Origin of the sequence: Kitasatospora sp. NPDC049258, from assembly GCF_040678895.1 — a bacterium.
Classification (GTDB): Bacteria; Actinomycetota; Actinomycetes; order Streptomycetales; family Streptomycetaceae; genus Kitasatospora.
In genome coordinates this window covers 1-13,004 of the sequence record NZ_JBFAQT010000025.1, presented here as the reverse complement: position 1 = coordinate 13,004, position 13,004 = coordinate 1, and the positions used below count along the sequence as shown (strand labels likewise).

The following is a 13,004-nucleotide window of genomic DNA, read 5'->3' as shown; positions in this document are numbered from 1 at the left end:
GCCCGAGACCGCCCCTTCGGCCTCGGCACCGTGCGGCGATTCGCCGAGGGGGACTCGGTGGAGCAGCTGACCCGCTTGCTGCATCTCGCATACTCCGATCACGCCGCCGCTGGGCGGGTGTTCTTTGCCTCGTACCAGTCCGCGCAGGACACGGCCTACCGCCTGGGCAAGGGTGAGTGCTGGGTGGCGTTCCAAGGAAAGGCGATGGTGGCGACGGTGACGGTGGCGGCTCCTTTCGCTGCCCCGGAGGGATACCCGGCTCCGGCGGGCGCGGGGTCGTTCTGGCAGCTGGCCGTGGAGCCGTCCCAGCGGGGCACCGGGCTGGGACAGCAGCTGCTGACGCTCGCAGAGGAGCGGATTGCCGCGTTGGGTTGCGGACAGGTAGTGATTGACACGTCGTCCCAGGCGAGCGAGCTGGTCGGCTGGTACCGCCGGCGTGGCTACGTGCCGGTGGGCACGTGGCGGTGGGACGTCACCAACTACGACAGCATCGTCCTGGTGAAGGACCTGTTGGCGCGCTGACCGTGGTGTCGGGAGGCATGCTGCGGGCGGCGGCCTCCGCGCGGGGTCACCGCCCGCAGCATGCCTCCCGGCACCTGGGCGTCTACGGGTTGAGGGCGCGGGTCGCCTCCTGGACGGCGATGCTGAGAGCCTGGTCGAGGGCTTCGACGCGGCGGCCTCCGGCGTTGGCGACTGGTCCCTTGCCGCCTGTTCCGCCGCCTACGGCGCGGGCAGCATCGGCGAGGATCTGGCTGGCCTCGGCTCCGTCGCTGTGGAGACTGGGCGTGATGGCGGCGACGAGCAGGGCTTTGCCGTCGTGTTCGGTCCCGAGGACGACTACGGCGCGGTCGTTGCTGAGGCGGTCGGCTGTGCCGGCGGCGAGGACGCGGAGGTCATCCGCCCCCAGCCCCGTGACCCGCTGCGAGACGATCCGGCCCCCGGGGACCTGGCGGGAACCCGAGGCGAGCTGTCCCGCCTGGCTCCGTAGTTCGGCCTCGCGCAGGCGGACGAGTTCCCGCTGCGTGGTGGCCAGGGCGTCGAGGCGCTTGTGCAGGGCCTCGGGGGCATCCTTCGGGCGTGTGCCGAGGAGCGTGGAGACCTCTTCGAGCAGACGGCGCTCGGTGTCGTGGTGGCGGAGGCTGCCGTGGCCAGTGAAGGCTTCGATGCGGCGGAGGTTGGAGCCGACCGAGGACTCGCTGAGCAGGCGGAAGGCACCAACCTGGGAGCCGTGGCCGACGTGGGTTCCGCCGCACAGTTCGCGTGAGAAGTCGCCAATGTCGACGATGCGCACGGTGTCGCCGTACTTCTCACCGAACAGGGCGATGGCGCCGGCTGCCTCGGCTTCGACGCGGTCGGCGTGCCAGGCCCGGACGGCCGGGTCGTCGAGGACGTGGCCGTTGACGGCGGCTTCGATCTCGGCGAGCTGGTCGGGGGTGACGGCGGAGAAGTGGGCGAAGTCGAAGCGGAGCCGGTCGGGCTCGACGAGGGATCCCTGCTGGCGGGCGTGGTCGCCGAGGGTGGCGCGGACGACTGCGTGCAGGATGTGGGTGGCCGAGTGGGACCGCATGAGGCCCTTGCGTCGGTCGATGTCCACGGTGGCTTCGCCGCTCGCTCCGAGGCGGATCTCGCCTTCGATCACGCGGGCGCTGTGGACGCGGAAGCCTTCCAGGCCGTAGCGGGTGTCCGTGATCCGCAGCAGCGTGCCGTCGTTGGTGCGCAGGGTGCCGGTGTCGCCGATCTGGCCGCCGGCCTCGGCGTAGAACGGTGAGCGGTCGAGGACGAGTTCGACGTCGGTGCCTTCGGGGGCGGTGGTGGTGACGGCGCCGTCGAGGATCAGGCCCAGGACGGTGACCTCGGCCGCGAGATGGTCGTAACCGATGAAGTCGGTGCGGGGCAGGTGGGCGGACAGCTCGCGGTAGGTGTCCTGCTTGCGCAGGGCTTCGGTGGTCTTGGCCTTGCCGCTGGCCTTGGCGCGCTTCTTCTGCTCGTCCAGCAGGGTGGCGAAGCGGTCTTCGTCGACTGTCAGCCCGGCGTCGTGGGCTGCCTCGACGGTCAGTTCCAGGGGGAACCCGAAGGTGTCGGCGAGTTCGAAGGCGGTCTCGCCGGGCAGCGCAGTGGAGCGGCTCTCACGGGTGCGGGTGATCGCGGCGTTCAGCAGCCGGGTGCCCTGTACGAGGGTACGGGTGAACGACTCCTCCTCGGCGGTGACGACCTGCTCGATGAGGGCGGCCTGGTCGGACAGTTCGGTCCAGACGTCGCTCAGGTTGGCGATCACGCTGCTGGTGGTCGGCGCGAGGACGTCCTCGTCGATGCCGAGCAGGCGGGCGTGGCGGATCGCGCGGCGCATGAGGCGTCGCAGGATGTAGCCGCGGCCGTCCTTGGCGGGCAGGACGCCGTCGGCGATGAGGAAGGCGATGGAGCGGGCGTGCTCGGTGACGACCTGGAAGGAGACCTTCTCCTCTCCGGTGCCGGGGTAGTCGCGGCCCGCGAGTTCCTGGACCGTCTTCAGGGTCGGCAGGAGCAGGTCGGTGGTGCAGACGTTCTCGACGCCCTGGAGGATCGCGGCGAGGCGGTCGAGGCCGAGGCCGGTGTCGATGCTCTGCTGGGCGAGGTCGCCGAGGATCGGGAAATCGTCCTTTCCGTCGCCTTCACCGCGCTGGGACTGCATGAAGACGAGGTTCCAGATCTCCATGAAGCGCTCGCCGTCGACGGCGGGGCCGCCTTCGGGGCCGAAGGCGGGGCCTCGGTCGTAGTGGAGTTCGGAGGAGGGCCCGCACGGTCCGGGGACGCCCATGGACCAGAAGTTGTCGTCCATCCCCAGGCGTTGGATGCGCTCGGCGGGGACGCCGATCTTGCGCCAGAGCTGCTCGGCCTCGTCGTCGTCCTTGTAGACGGTGACCCAGAGCCGGTCCTTCTCCAAGTTGTAGCCCTGGGTGAGGAGTTCCCAGGCGTAGGCGATGGCGTCGGCCTTGAAGTAGTCGCCGAAGGAGAAGTTGCCGAGCATCTCGAAGAAGGTCGCGTGCCGGTTGGTGCGGCCGACGTTGTCGATGTCGGAGGTGCGGGCGCACTTCTGAATGCTGGTGGCGCGGGGGAACTCCGGGGTGACCTCGCCCAGGAAGTAGGGCTTGAACTGGTTCATGCCGGCGTTGGTCAGCAGCAGGGTCGGATCGGAGGGGATCAGCGGGCTGGACGGAACCTCGCGATGTCCGCGGGAGGCGAAGTAGTCCAGGAAGGTGGAGCGGATCTGCGTCGAGCGCATGGCGGTATGGCCTCACGGAAGAGTCGTGGAGGGTGGGGGGAGATCACACGCCGAGCCGGGCCGAGAACAGGGACTGAGAAGTTCTCAGTTCTCCAGCTCGACGCAGATAGCTCGCGCCCCCACGGTGTAGACCATGACTCCAGATCCGTCGCTCACTGATGGTGCAGCGCACGTGCCGATCTTCTGTGCGCTGCACCATCGAGCCTAGCTGATCTGGAGTCAAGATCGCTTGCTGTTCCTGTCGGATTGCCCCGCGTGCAGCAGGGCGAGCAGCACGTCGGTGAGCTCGGCGGGGTCGAGCAGGACGAGGTCGGCTCCGAAGCCTGCGAGTGCCTCGGGCTCGGTGAAGCCCCAGCCTGCGCCCACGGAGGTAACGCCCGCCGCTCTGGCGGCGTGGATATCCGCGTCCATGTCCCCGACGAAGGCGGCGGCGCTGGGAGCGACACCGAGTCGGTCGAGGGCGAGGTGCAGTCCGTCGGGCGCGGGCTTGGGCGTCGCGTCCTCGTAGCAGACGACGGTGTCCATCAGGTCGAGGATGTCCGGCGGCAGCAGCCAGCCCAGTCGGCGGCGGTCGCGGCGGGTGACGATGCCGGTGGCCAGGCCCTCGGCCCTGAGCGCTTTCAAGGTGTCCTTGACGTACGGGAAGACGACGGCGTCGAGGCTGGCCGTGGAGGTGGCCGCATCCCAGCCGTCCTCGTTGATCGCTCCATACAGGCCCAGCTCGGCCAGCACCTGCGCTCGCGGGGTGGTCGCAGCCCACGACGGGAGGTCCGCGACATTGACGCGGCGGCCGAGTGCGGAGGTCGCGAACCCTGCCAGGGCGGCGAGTTGGGCGGCCCTGCTGTCAACGAGTACGCCGTCGACGTCGAAGAGCGCGGCTCGTCTCACGCCGCATCTCCGTTCCTGGGCGAGGGCAGGTCGGCCTCGGCGAGCAGGCTGTGCAGGGTGACCCGCTGATCGCCCAGCAGCCCACGTCCGCCGAGCGGGCGTTCCAGCACGCACAGAGCATCGGCGACGGGAGCCCCAGCGATCCGCAGGATGCGGGTCATGTGGAGCAGTTGGCCGCCGGAGCGGACCACGTCGTCGACGAGGACGGTGCGTCGGCCGTCGATGGCGGCGCCTTCGATCTGGCGGTGGGAGCCGTAGCCCTTGGGCTGACGGCGCAGGAAGACGGCGGGCAGGCCGGTAGCGGCGGACAGGGCGACGACGAGGGGGACGCCGCCGAGTTCGATGCCGGCCAGGACCTGGGCGTCGTCGGGGACGATGTTGGCCATGGCGGCGGCGACGTCGCGCAGGAGCGTCGGGTCGGCGGCCAGGCGGTACTCGTCGAAGTAGGCGTCGAGTTGGGTGCCGTTGGCGAGCTTGAACGGGGCGTCGACGCAGGCGGTTTCGGCGAGCCTGGCGGCGAGGCCGGCCAGCGGTGTGCTGGTGGTCATGCTCCTCCGATCGGGGCCGTGGCGAGGGCGGTGAGGTGGGCGCGGAAGGCGACGGCGGACTCGGTGGCCGTGAGGAAGCCGAGCGGCCGGGTGGGAGTCTCGAAGAGCCACTTCTCCTCGCGCAGGAAGGCGAGCAGGCGAACGGCGGTCGGCCCGGCGAGACAGACCGGCACGGGGCGGACGGTGGTCGCGTAGTAGACGGCGGCGGCCAGCTCGTGCAGGGTGCCGACGCCGCCGCCCATCGCGACGACCAAGTCGGCGTGTTCCAGGTAGTGGTTGAGGCGGGCGCCGAGGTCGGGCAGGTGGACCGACGAGGTGGCGTGCGGGTTGAACGCTCCCCACTCGTCGTGCTTGCCGATCAGCGTGACCGCGGTGACCGTGGCTCCCTGGGAGGAGGCCCCGCGGGCGGCGGCCTCCATCAGCCCGTTGTAGCCGCCGTGGAGAAGGGAGTGTCCGGCTTGGGCCAGGGCCCGGCCGATCTCCTCGGCCAGCTTCTCCTCCGCTTCGGAGGCGGGGACGACGCCCCCGAAGAAGACGGCGGTGAGGCCCTCTCGGGCCCGGCTGGTCGCCGGGCCCGAGAGGTGGAGCGCGTTCACACGAGCTCCAGGTAGGTGCGGTAGGCGGCGACGGCGTCGCGCAGTCCGTCGAGTGCTTCCGGGCAGGTGCGGTTCACCAGGGCGAGCATCCGCTCGATCGCCGAGTCGACGTCCGCCGCCAGCGGGATCGCCGGCCCGCTGATCGCCGCGTCCAGGTCGCCCAGGCAGGCCCGGCCGATCGGGGTGACGGCGATCTCCTCGCGCAGCTGGTACCAGCCCCAGTACCGGGAGGTCGGAGCGAGGGCGGTCTTGATGAGGTCCTTCGTCGCGGTGTGCAGCCGGTGCCACTCGGAGTAGGCGACGAACCGCTGACCCCGCTTGATGCGCTTGTGGAGCAGTACGGCCAGCACCAGGTGCTCGATCAGCAGCTCGGTGCACGAGCGCGGCCGAGCGAGGAACTCGACGGCGAAGCGCTCGGCCAGCGCGACCGCGTCCGGCGCGGCGGGTGCGGGCCGGCGGTCGAGGAGCGGGGCTGTGGCGACCGTCGCCTGCAGGTGGGGGACGCGGGAGGCGGGCGCGAGGTAGAGGTCGATCTGGTGCAGCCTGCCCTCGTCCGGGATGAGGAAGACCGTCCCGACCCCGCCGAGGTCGGCGACGATCGTGTCGCGCCAGCCGGGCAGCAGGGCGCCGGCCTCGATGGACATCAGGTCGTTCAGGGCCTCGACGAAGGCGGGCAGCTGGGCGTCGTCGACGCCGACGACGAAGTCGACGTCGGAGAGGCGGTCGGCGGTGCCGTGGGCCAGTGAGCCGCGGACCATCAGGTGGGTGACGGCCGGGGAGGTGGCCAGGATGTCGGCGAGCTTCGCCAGGAGCGGGAGCTGGGTCGGGCGGTTGGCCTCGGTGAGCTCGGCCAGTTGCAGGGTGGGCATGCGCGTCCTCCGTTCGGATTCCGGCGGGGATGGACAGTGCGAGGTGAGCGACTGGTCAGGGCGAGAGGGCGAGGAGGCGCCGCTTGGCCACCGTCCAGCGCGTCGCGGCCTCCATGTCACCGAGCGAGGTGTGCAGCTCGGCGATCAGGTCGTAGACCGTGCCCTCGGGCAGGGCGTAGGCGTAGAACAACCGCAGCAGCATGCGTTCGGCCGCATCGGTGTAGCCCAGCGCTGCCATGCCGCGGGCGGCTTCCAGCCGTTCGGCGAGGGTCGCTTCGTCGGCGATGGGCAGCGGTTCCGCAGCCGCCGATTGGAGGGACGGGCGCCGCGCGAGCCGCCGGTAGACGTCATCGGCATACACGTCGGCGATCAGGTGGATGCGGTCGGGGCCGAGCAGATTGCACACCCCGTGCGCGTAGGTCGGCGTCAGCCGCCAGATCCGGCCGCCGGTCATGTGGACCTTCGTGCCGCCGGTGACCAGGAACGCGGAGGAGTTGGTGTGCAGCGGGATGTGCAGCCGGTGCCGCTCGACCTGGTCGAGTTCGTCGTAGTCACGGTGTTCCCAGAGGAAGGCGTTGGCCTCCAGTCGGGCCAGGCGCACCCACATGTAGTTCAGGCCCAGCTCGGTCAGCAGCGCGGCGGTGGCCGGCATCTGTCCGAGGAGCGCGGTCGGTTGGGCGGTGCAGTCGCCGATCGTCACGTCGCCGGCGTCGCCGGAGGCGTTCATGAGCGAGGTCGTCCACCAGCCGCCGGACTGGTAGGCGCTGTACTCGGCTTTCCAGGGGGCCCGCGCGGTCAGGGCCTCGTGGCGAATCCGTTCGAGCTGTGCGGGATCCACCGCGTCCAGTTGGGCGATCTGCCCGGCCAGGGTGGTCAAGGTGTTGTCCATCGGTTCCCTCCCGTTGCCGGCCTGCCCCTCGGCAGGCCGGGTCCACGTGGTGCTCGACGTGGGTGTTCTCGGGGGCTGCTGGTCTCAGCAGCTGATCTCACGCTTCGCTGTCAGGAATGCACGGAAAGCGAAGGAGTGCTCAGGATGGCGGCGCGTCGACGGGCCTCGATACGACGCCGCTGCCGTCTTCTGGCCGCCGTCGTTCGCGGGCGGAGCGAGAGGCTTGCGTCGTCGCGCGTCATGACTGCCGTCATGAGCACCGTCATCTCGGCCGGGCGGCGCCTGAAGGGGTTTCCTGCCGCGCCGCCAGGGCTATCGTCAGAACAGACGAACGGGGATCGGAGAGGATCTGCTGTGGCTCAAGATCCAACGCTGTTAAGGGTGTTGACGCTACAGCGGCACTGGCAGGTGCACGAGACCTTCCGGCTCCGGTTCGAAGCGACGGCCAACCGGCTGGCGCAGGAGGACGACGACCCTCGACTGGAGGGACTGTCGGTCTCCAAGCGCCAGTTCGAACGCTGGTACGGCGGCGCGGTCAAGACACGGCCGTATCCGGACCTGTGCCGGGTTCTTGAGGCCATGTTCGGAGTCAGCGTCGATCTCCTCCTGGCACCCGCACCGGCGGTTCCGAGTCCGGAAGCCGTCGCGCCCTCGTTCTTCGTCCCACCACCACGGCCAGCCCCCGTCCTCCTCTCGTCCGAGCAGGCGCATGTGCTGCCTGCTGGTGGCCCGTTCAGCATCGAGACCCGCCACGAAGCGGGCACCACGGAATTGGAAAGGCAGGTTGTGATGGCAGCTCGTCGCGCGCTTCGGTTCACCGCGATGGCGGAAGGCAGCAGTGTCGGCCCGGAGACGCTGGGGCAGATCCATGACGAGGTGCGGCGGCTGACCGCCGCCTATCCTCGGCTCGCCCTCCCCACCCTCCTCGGCGACCTGGTCGAGGTCCAGGACCTCACCTTCCGGTTGCTGGAGCACGGCAGGGTCAAGCCCCTGCAGGCCCGCGACCTGTACCTCCTCGCCGGGATCACCTCGGGGATGCTCGCCAAAGCCAGCCACGACCTGGGGAACCCGAGTGCCGCGATGATGCAGGCCCGCACCGCCTACGTGTGCGCCGACAACGCCGACCACCCCGCGATGCGCGCCTGGATCCGCTCCCTGCAGTCGCTCATCGCCTACTGGGCCGGCCGCCCCGGCGAAGCTGCCGACTACGCCGCACTCGGGCAGACCGCTGCCAGCAGCGTTCGTGGAACCACGAGCGTGTGGCTCGCCTGTCTGTCCGCTCGCGCCAACGCCCTGCTCGGCGACGGAGATGCCACCCGCTCAGCCATCCAGCGAGCGGAGGACGCCCGCGCTGCGGTCCAGCTCGACGACCTCGACGGCTTCGGCGGCATCATGACCTTCCCGGTGCCCCGACAGCTCTACTACGTCGCCGAGGCCACCGTGCACTTGGGCGAGGACCCCGCGCTCGGCGAGACTCAGTCCGAGGCTGCCGTCACCGCGTATCGCAACGCCTCCGAGGACGAATGGGCCTTCGGCGACGAGGCCGGCGCCCAGACCGATCTCGCGCTCGCCCGCATCGCCCGCGGCGAGTTCGAGGGCGCAGCCGAGGCTGTTCGCCCGGTGCTCGATCTCCCAGTCGAGCAAAGGAACTTCGGTATCACCAGCAGCGCCCAACGCGTCCACACCGCACTGCACGCCGATGGCCGCCGAGGCAGCGGAGCGGTCATCAGCCTGCGCGAGGAGATCGAAGCCTTCACTGCTACCCCGACGTCGGTCCTCATCCGGTGACCGCGCCGGTAGGCTCCGCACCCATGATTCCAGTCCACCTGGCCAGCCCCCGCCTAGCACTGCGTGAAATCGAACCCGCGGACGCCGACGCCCTCCTAGCGGTCTACGGCGACCCGGAGGCCACCCGGCATCTCAGCTTCGAACCGCGGACCCCGGAGCAGGTCCAGCTGATCATCGACCGCTCGATCGAGTCGGCGAAGGACAGCCCGAGGACGGAGTACTGCCTCGCCGTCACCCGACTCGGTGGGACCGAACTGATCGGCTTCGCCCGCCTGGCGACCGAGCCACAACAGGCAGCCACGATCGGCTTCGCCCTGCACCCCGCCGGGTGGGGGTGGGGGCTGGGCACAGAGACCGTCCATCTGCTGTGCGCGCTGGCATTCAATACCCTTGGCCTGCACCGTGTCTGGGCCGCGCGCTCGCCGCTCAACGAGGCATCGGCGCGAACCCTCCTCCGGGCCGGGATGACCGAGGACGGCCGTATCCGCGACCACGTCTTCGTCCGAGGCGCGTGGCGCGACTCGATCACCTACTCGATCCTGGAACAGGAGTGGTCGCCGATCGACGGGTTGGAGACCGCCACTGCCGACGGAAGCTGACCCTGGGGGAACATGTGCTTACGGACCTGGCAGTGCCCCACCAGGTGATACCCGGGATCGCGGACTTCGCCCGTGGCGGCCTGCCCGCCCCTGCCGCCACGGACGACGGCAACCACTGGGTCGACGGCTTCTGCTGGCTCTACTGCGGTCAGCAGTGGACACGCGTGCTGTGGATCGGCCCGGCGAGCGTGGCCGGCGCCCAGGCGGCGATGTACGCCTGCGGGCCCTGCATCCAGGAACTCCAAGAGCGGGTCTGGCAGTCGATCGTTCTCAACGACGAACCAGGCCAGCCCAGTCCAGCGACAGATTTGGAAACAGCGCAGTGGGTAGGCCGGCGTGCGGGACGCCATCGCGGCCCCCGCAGGTTCCTGCGTCGCACTTGAAGTCCAGGCCGCAGCGTCCTCGGGCATCGCTGAGTTACTTCGGAGACGCCTCCACGATCAGTCACCCGTCCTATCCGCCTTGAGGAGCCGACGTGAACCCGACGACTCATAAGCCCACGGGCATCGCCGCCGCGAAGGTGGTCCGCGAAGGTCGCGTGCTGATGTTGCGACGCCGGGTCAGCGAGGGCGAGCTGTCCTTGGCAGTTCCCGGCAGGCAAGATCGAGGCCGGGGAGACGCCGCTGCAGACCGCTGTCCGTGAGACGCGGGAGGAAGCGGGCCTCGAGGTGGCAGCCCTCTGTCTCCTTGGCGAGCGAGTACATCCGAAGACGGGGCGGCGGATGTCCTATGTGGCTTGTGCGGCACGGATCGGAGCCGCGTATGTTGCGGCTCCCGACGAAGTCGCCGAGCTGGCCTGGGTCTCCCATGCGGAGATCCCCACGTACGTGCCGTACGGGATCTTCGAACCGGTGCAGGCATACCTGGACGCCGCGCTCCGCGGCTGACCTGGCCGCACTGGACAGGGGCACTGCGTGGCCGCCGCCGGCTTGATGGCAGCGGTGCAGCGCTTCAACCTGTGAGTTTCCGGGTCACTCCAGCCAGGGCCTATCGAAGCGAAATGCGATCAAGCCGTCCTCGAAGTTGTCGCGGCTGGGAGCGTTCCCGTTCGCCGAAGACGCCATCGACCTGACATTACCCGCCAGTGCCTGAGAAGTTGACACCGGCGGGTGATGGGCTATCAGCGTCGGGGGCGAGGGGACGACGGTGCTGCGGGCACGGGTGCAGGCTGTGCGGCGGGGATGTCGACGCGGGGAACTGTTTGCCGGACGGTGGTGGTCCTGACCAGTGCCGCGCCTGTGCGCGTGGTCGGCTTCGCAGCTGCGCCGGTCGGCGTCGTCGGGAGGCCGGCATCGCGTCGGATGCGCCAGTTGAGGACGGCGGTGGCGGAGTCGGCGCTGGCGAGTTCGCGTCGACCAGCGGCCTGGGCGAGCAGGACGGCCGGATCGTGGCCGGCGGCTTCGGCTTCGGCGAGGGTGGCGGAGAGCGCGTTCCAGCCGTTCTCGTTCAGCACCTTGGTGGCATGGTCGGCGGGCAGGGCGTGGCGAATGGCTGCGGCCTGCCGGTCCTGGGCGGGCTGGGGCAGGCGCTGGCTGTGGAGGTCGAGGACGGCCATCGGTTTGGCCGCGTGCCGCGCGTAGGCGGTACGCAGGTGGTCAGCGGCGGCGTTGGCAGCCTGGGCCTGGTACTCGTGACCTCGGGCGGTGTGCCACTTCGCGATGACGACGGCGAGCAGGACGAGGCTGGAGAGGACGGTGGCGGCTGCGGCGCCGTCCTCGGCACGGCCGACGGCTGGTCCTGCGTTGAGGACGGCGCGGGCGGCTGAGCGCATGGCCCGCAGGTCCGTCTTGGCGGCTCGGGTGTGGGTGAGGCCGGTGCGGTCGAGGGCGCGAGCGGCCTGGGTGATCTCCTTCCTGCTGAGGACGGGGCTGGTGGCGGCGAGGGCGTCGAGGATCTCGATGCTGCCGCTGATCGTCGCGGCGGTCCGATCGTCGCTCTGGTCGTCGGCGAGGGCGGCCAGAGCGTGGTCGATGGTGGTGCTGGCCTGGTGTCGGCCGGAAGCGGGCCAGGTGTGCTCGTTGGGATCGGGGTAGACGGGTTCGGCCGCGCCGGCGGCGAGGCGGGCGCGGATCTTGGGGAGGGACAGGTCGGGGTCGAGTTTGCTGCCGGAGAACCAGACGGGCTCGTTCTTGGCGTTGCGGTCGCCGGGGAGTGCGAACTTGTAGCCGATGGCGTCGCCGGACGGCGCGCGTCGGGTGCTGGTCCTGATGCCGTGCTCGGCGAGGCGGCGCAGGAACTCCTCCTCGGTGGCGGCTCCGGCGAGGGACTGGCGGACGGCGGTGCGCAGGGTCTCGCGCGGGGTCTGGGTGAGGTTGCGGCGTTCGGCCTTGCGCAGTTCGGCGCGGGTGGGGCGTTTGGGCCCGCTGTGCCGGTCCTTGGTGCGGGCGTGGGCGAGGCTGAACAGCCCCAGTTCGTTCTCGATGAGGGTGAGTTCGTTCTCGACCCGGCCCCAGTCGCCTCGGATGCGGGGCTGGGTGAGGTTGCCGCGCACGAGGGTGGCGAGGATGTGAATGTGGTCGTCGGCATGGCGCACTGCGATCCACCGGCAGCCGTCAGGGTCACCCTCAGGAGCAACCCCGGCAGCGGCGACGATCCGCTGGGCGATGTGGTCCCACTCCTCGTCGGTGAGGAGCCGGTCGGTCGAGGCGGCGCGCACCGAGCAGTGCCACACGTGTTCCTTGGGTGCCCGCTCGCCGGCCTGGACGACGCGCAGGTCCAGCGCGTCGCGGAGCTGGGTGAAGGTGACGCCCGGCTCGCGGCCGGGGTCGGGGGCGAAGCCGTCCCAGGAGCCGACGATGTGCGGGTTGTCGTGCTCGTTGTGCTCGCCAGGTCCGAAGAGGTACTTGAGCAGGCCCATGGTGCTGCTGCCGCCGCCGATGCTGGCGATCATCGGTTCCTGCTCTTCGCGAGGCGCATCGCCGCCTCGTCCAGGTGCGTGAGGAGCGTGCGGGCGTCGGCGAGCAGGGACCGGCCCTGGGTGAAGGCGTCCAGGACCTGGCCCGGTGGGAGGGCGACGTCGGAGTGGTAGTCGCGGGTGAGCTGGTTGACGTTGTTGCCGAGCTTGGCGATCTGGGTTCGCAGGGCGGCGACCTCGTCGATCGCCGCGTCTAGGCGCTCGTCTCGGGTGGCGATGTCGGCGTGGTCGTCGGCGAGGGCCTTGCGGATGACGTAGACGGCGGTGGCCAGCTCTGCGGCCTTGGCGCGGCGCTTGATCTCGGCTTTGTCCTCGCTGCGGCAGCGGAAGGTGAGTTGGTCGTCGAGAGGGTTCTCGTTGTTGCGCTTTCGGCGCTTGGGGGCGCGGTGCGCGGCGGCTCGCTTGGGACGCCGCGCGGTGGCAAGGCGTGTGGGCGGGACGTCGGGGTCGCTCTCGGCGGAGGGCACGTCGGGGACAGCGGTGGCGCGAACGGCAAGCGGCTGTACGTTCGCGGGCGGCTGGGTGCTGGGCTTCTCCTCGTACGGCGCCCCCTGGCGCCGCACGTCCGGTGATGCCGAGCGCGGGGGCGCGGGTGCACCACTCGATCAGCCGCTGGGCGAGGATCAGCGCGTCGTCGCCAGATCGGAAGAGCGG

Annotated in this window: 11 protein-coding genes and 1 pseudogene; 4 read left to right on the top strand and 8 right to left on the bottom strand. The window is 70.3% G+C overall.

All coding sequences use genetic code 11. The features are described 5' to 3' along the window. The first annotated feature begins 57 nt into the window (after window positions 1-57). A complete protein-coding gene (locus tag AB0K43_RS21135) occupies window positions 58-522 on the top strand; it encodes a GNAT family N-acetyltransferase (protein ID WP_363641932.1) in 465 nt (154 codons plus the stop codon). Between the two features lie 82 nt (window positions 523-604). Here the strand turns inward: AB0K43_RS21135 and alaS are convergent, their stop codons facing one another. The 6 genes from alaS to AB0K43_RS21105 all read right to left on the bottom strand — a co-directional run bounded on the left by alaS (window position 605) and on the right by AB0K43_RS21105 (window position 7,049). After that, window positions 605-3,259 carry an alanine--tRNA ligase gene (gene alaS, locus AB0K43_RS21130; protein ID WP_363641930.1) on the bottom strand — a complete coding sequence of 885 codons (2,655 nt, stop codon included), beginning with the start codon at window positions 3,257-3,259 and terminating at the stop codon, window positions 605-607. 219 nt (window positions 3,260-3,478) lie between these two features. Next, window positions 3,479-4,147 (bottom strand): HAD family hydrolase, encoded by a 669-nt coding sequence (locus AB0K43_RS21125; RefSeq protein WP_363641928.1) that lies wholly within the window; start codon window positions 4,145-4,147, stop codon window positions 3,479-3,481. Beyond that, window positions 4,144-4,695, bottom strand: coding sequence for a phosphoribosyltransferase family protein (locus AB0K43_RS21120; RefSeq protein WP_363641926.1), 552 nt, complete (start codon window positions 4,693-4,695; stop codon window positions 4,144-4,146). The genes AB0K43_RS21125 and AB0K43_RS21120 overlap by 4 nt, the downstream gene beginning before the upstream one ends. Continuing rightward, window positions 4,692-5,291: an LOG family protein gene (locus tag AB0K43_RS21115; RefSeq protein WP_363641924.1), complete on the bottom strand. Its 600-nt coding sequence runs from the start codon at window positions 5,289-5,291 to the stop codon at window positions 4,692-4,694. The genes AB0K43_RS21120 and AB0K43_RS21115 overlap by 4 nt, the downstream gene beginning before the upstream one ends. Then, complete coding sequence (locus tag AB0K43_RS21110; protein ID WP_363641922.1) at window positions 5,288-6,160, bottom strand: hypothetical protein; 873 nt, start codon at window positions 6,158-6,160, stop codon at window positions 5,288-5,290. The genes AB0K43_RS21115 and AB0K43_RS21110 overlap by 4 nt, the downstream gene beginning before the upstream one ends. Window positions 6,161-6,215: 55 nt before the next feature. Then, window positions 6,216-7,049 (bottom strand): aspartyl/asparaginyl beta-hydroxylase domain-containing protein, encoded by an 834-nt coding sequence (locus AB0K43_RS21105; RefSeq protein ID WP_363641920.1) that lies wholly within the window; start codon window positions 7,047-7,049, stop codon window positions 6,216-6,218. Window positions 7,050-7,430: 381 nt separating this feature from the next. On the opposite strand from AB0K43_RS21105, the gene AB0K43_RS21100 reads away from it, so the two are divergent. The 3 genes and pseudogenes from AB0K43_RS21100 (at window position 7,431) to AB0K43_RS21090 (ending at window position 10,323) form a co-directional block, all read left to right on the top strand. Beyond that, window positions 7,431-8,837, top strand: a complete 1,407-nt coding sequence (locus tag AB0K43_RS21100) for a hypothetical protein (protein WP_363641918.1) — start codon at window positions 7,431-7,433, stop codon at window positions 8,835-8,837. A 23-nt stretch (window positions 8,838-8,860) separates the two neighbouring features. Then, window positions 8,861-9,436: a GNAT family protein gene (locus AB0K43_RS21095; protein ID WP_363641916.1), complete on the top strand. Its 576-nt coding sequence runs from the start codon at window positions 8,861-8,863 to the stop codon at window positions 9,434-9,436. 544 nt (window positions 9,437-9,980) lie between these two features. Further along, window positions 9,981-10,323, top strand: a pseudogene (locus AB0K43_RS21090) (NUDIX hydrolase). 233 nt (window positions 10,324-10,556) lie between these two features. Here the strand turns inward: AB0K43_RS21090 and AB0K43_RS21085 are convergent. Both AB0K43_RS21085 and AB0K43_RS21080 read right to left on the bottom strand, forming a co-directional pair. After that, a complete protein-coding gene (locus AB0K43_RS21085) occupies window positions 10,557-12,326 on the bottom strand; it encodes a hypothetical protein (protein ID WP_363641914.1) in 1,770 nt (589 codons plus the stop codon). Beyond that, window positions 12,323-12,817, bottom strand: coding sequence for a hypothetical protein (locus tag AB0K43_RS21080; protein WP_363641912.1), 495 nt, complete (start codon window positions 12,815-12,817; stop codon window positions 12,323-12,325). The genes AB0K43_RS21085 and AB0K43_RS21080 overlap by 4 nt, the downstream gene beginning before the upstream one ends. Window positions 12,818-13,004 lie beyond the last annotated feature (187 nt).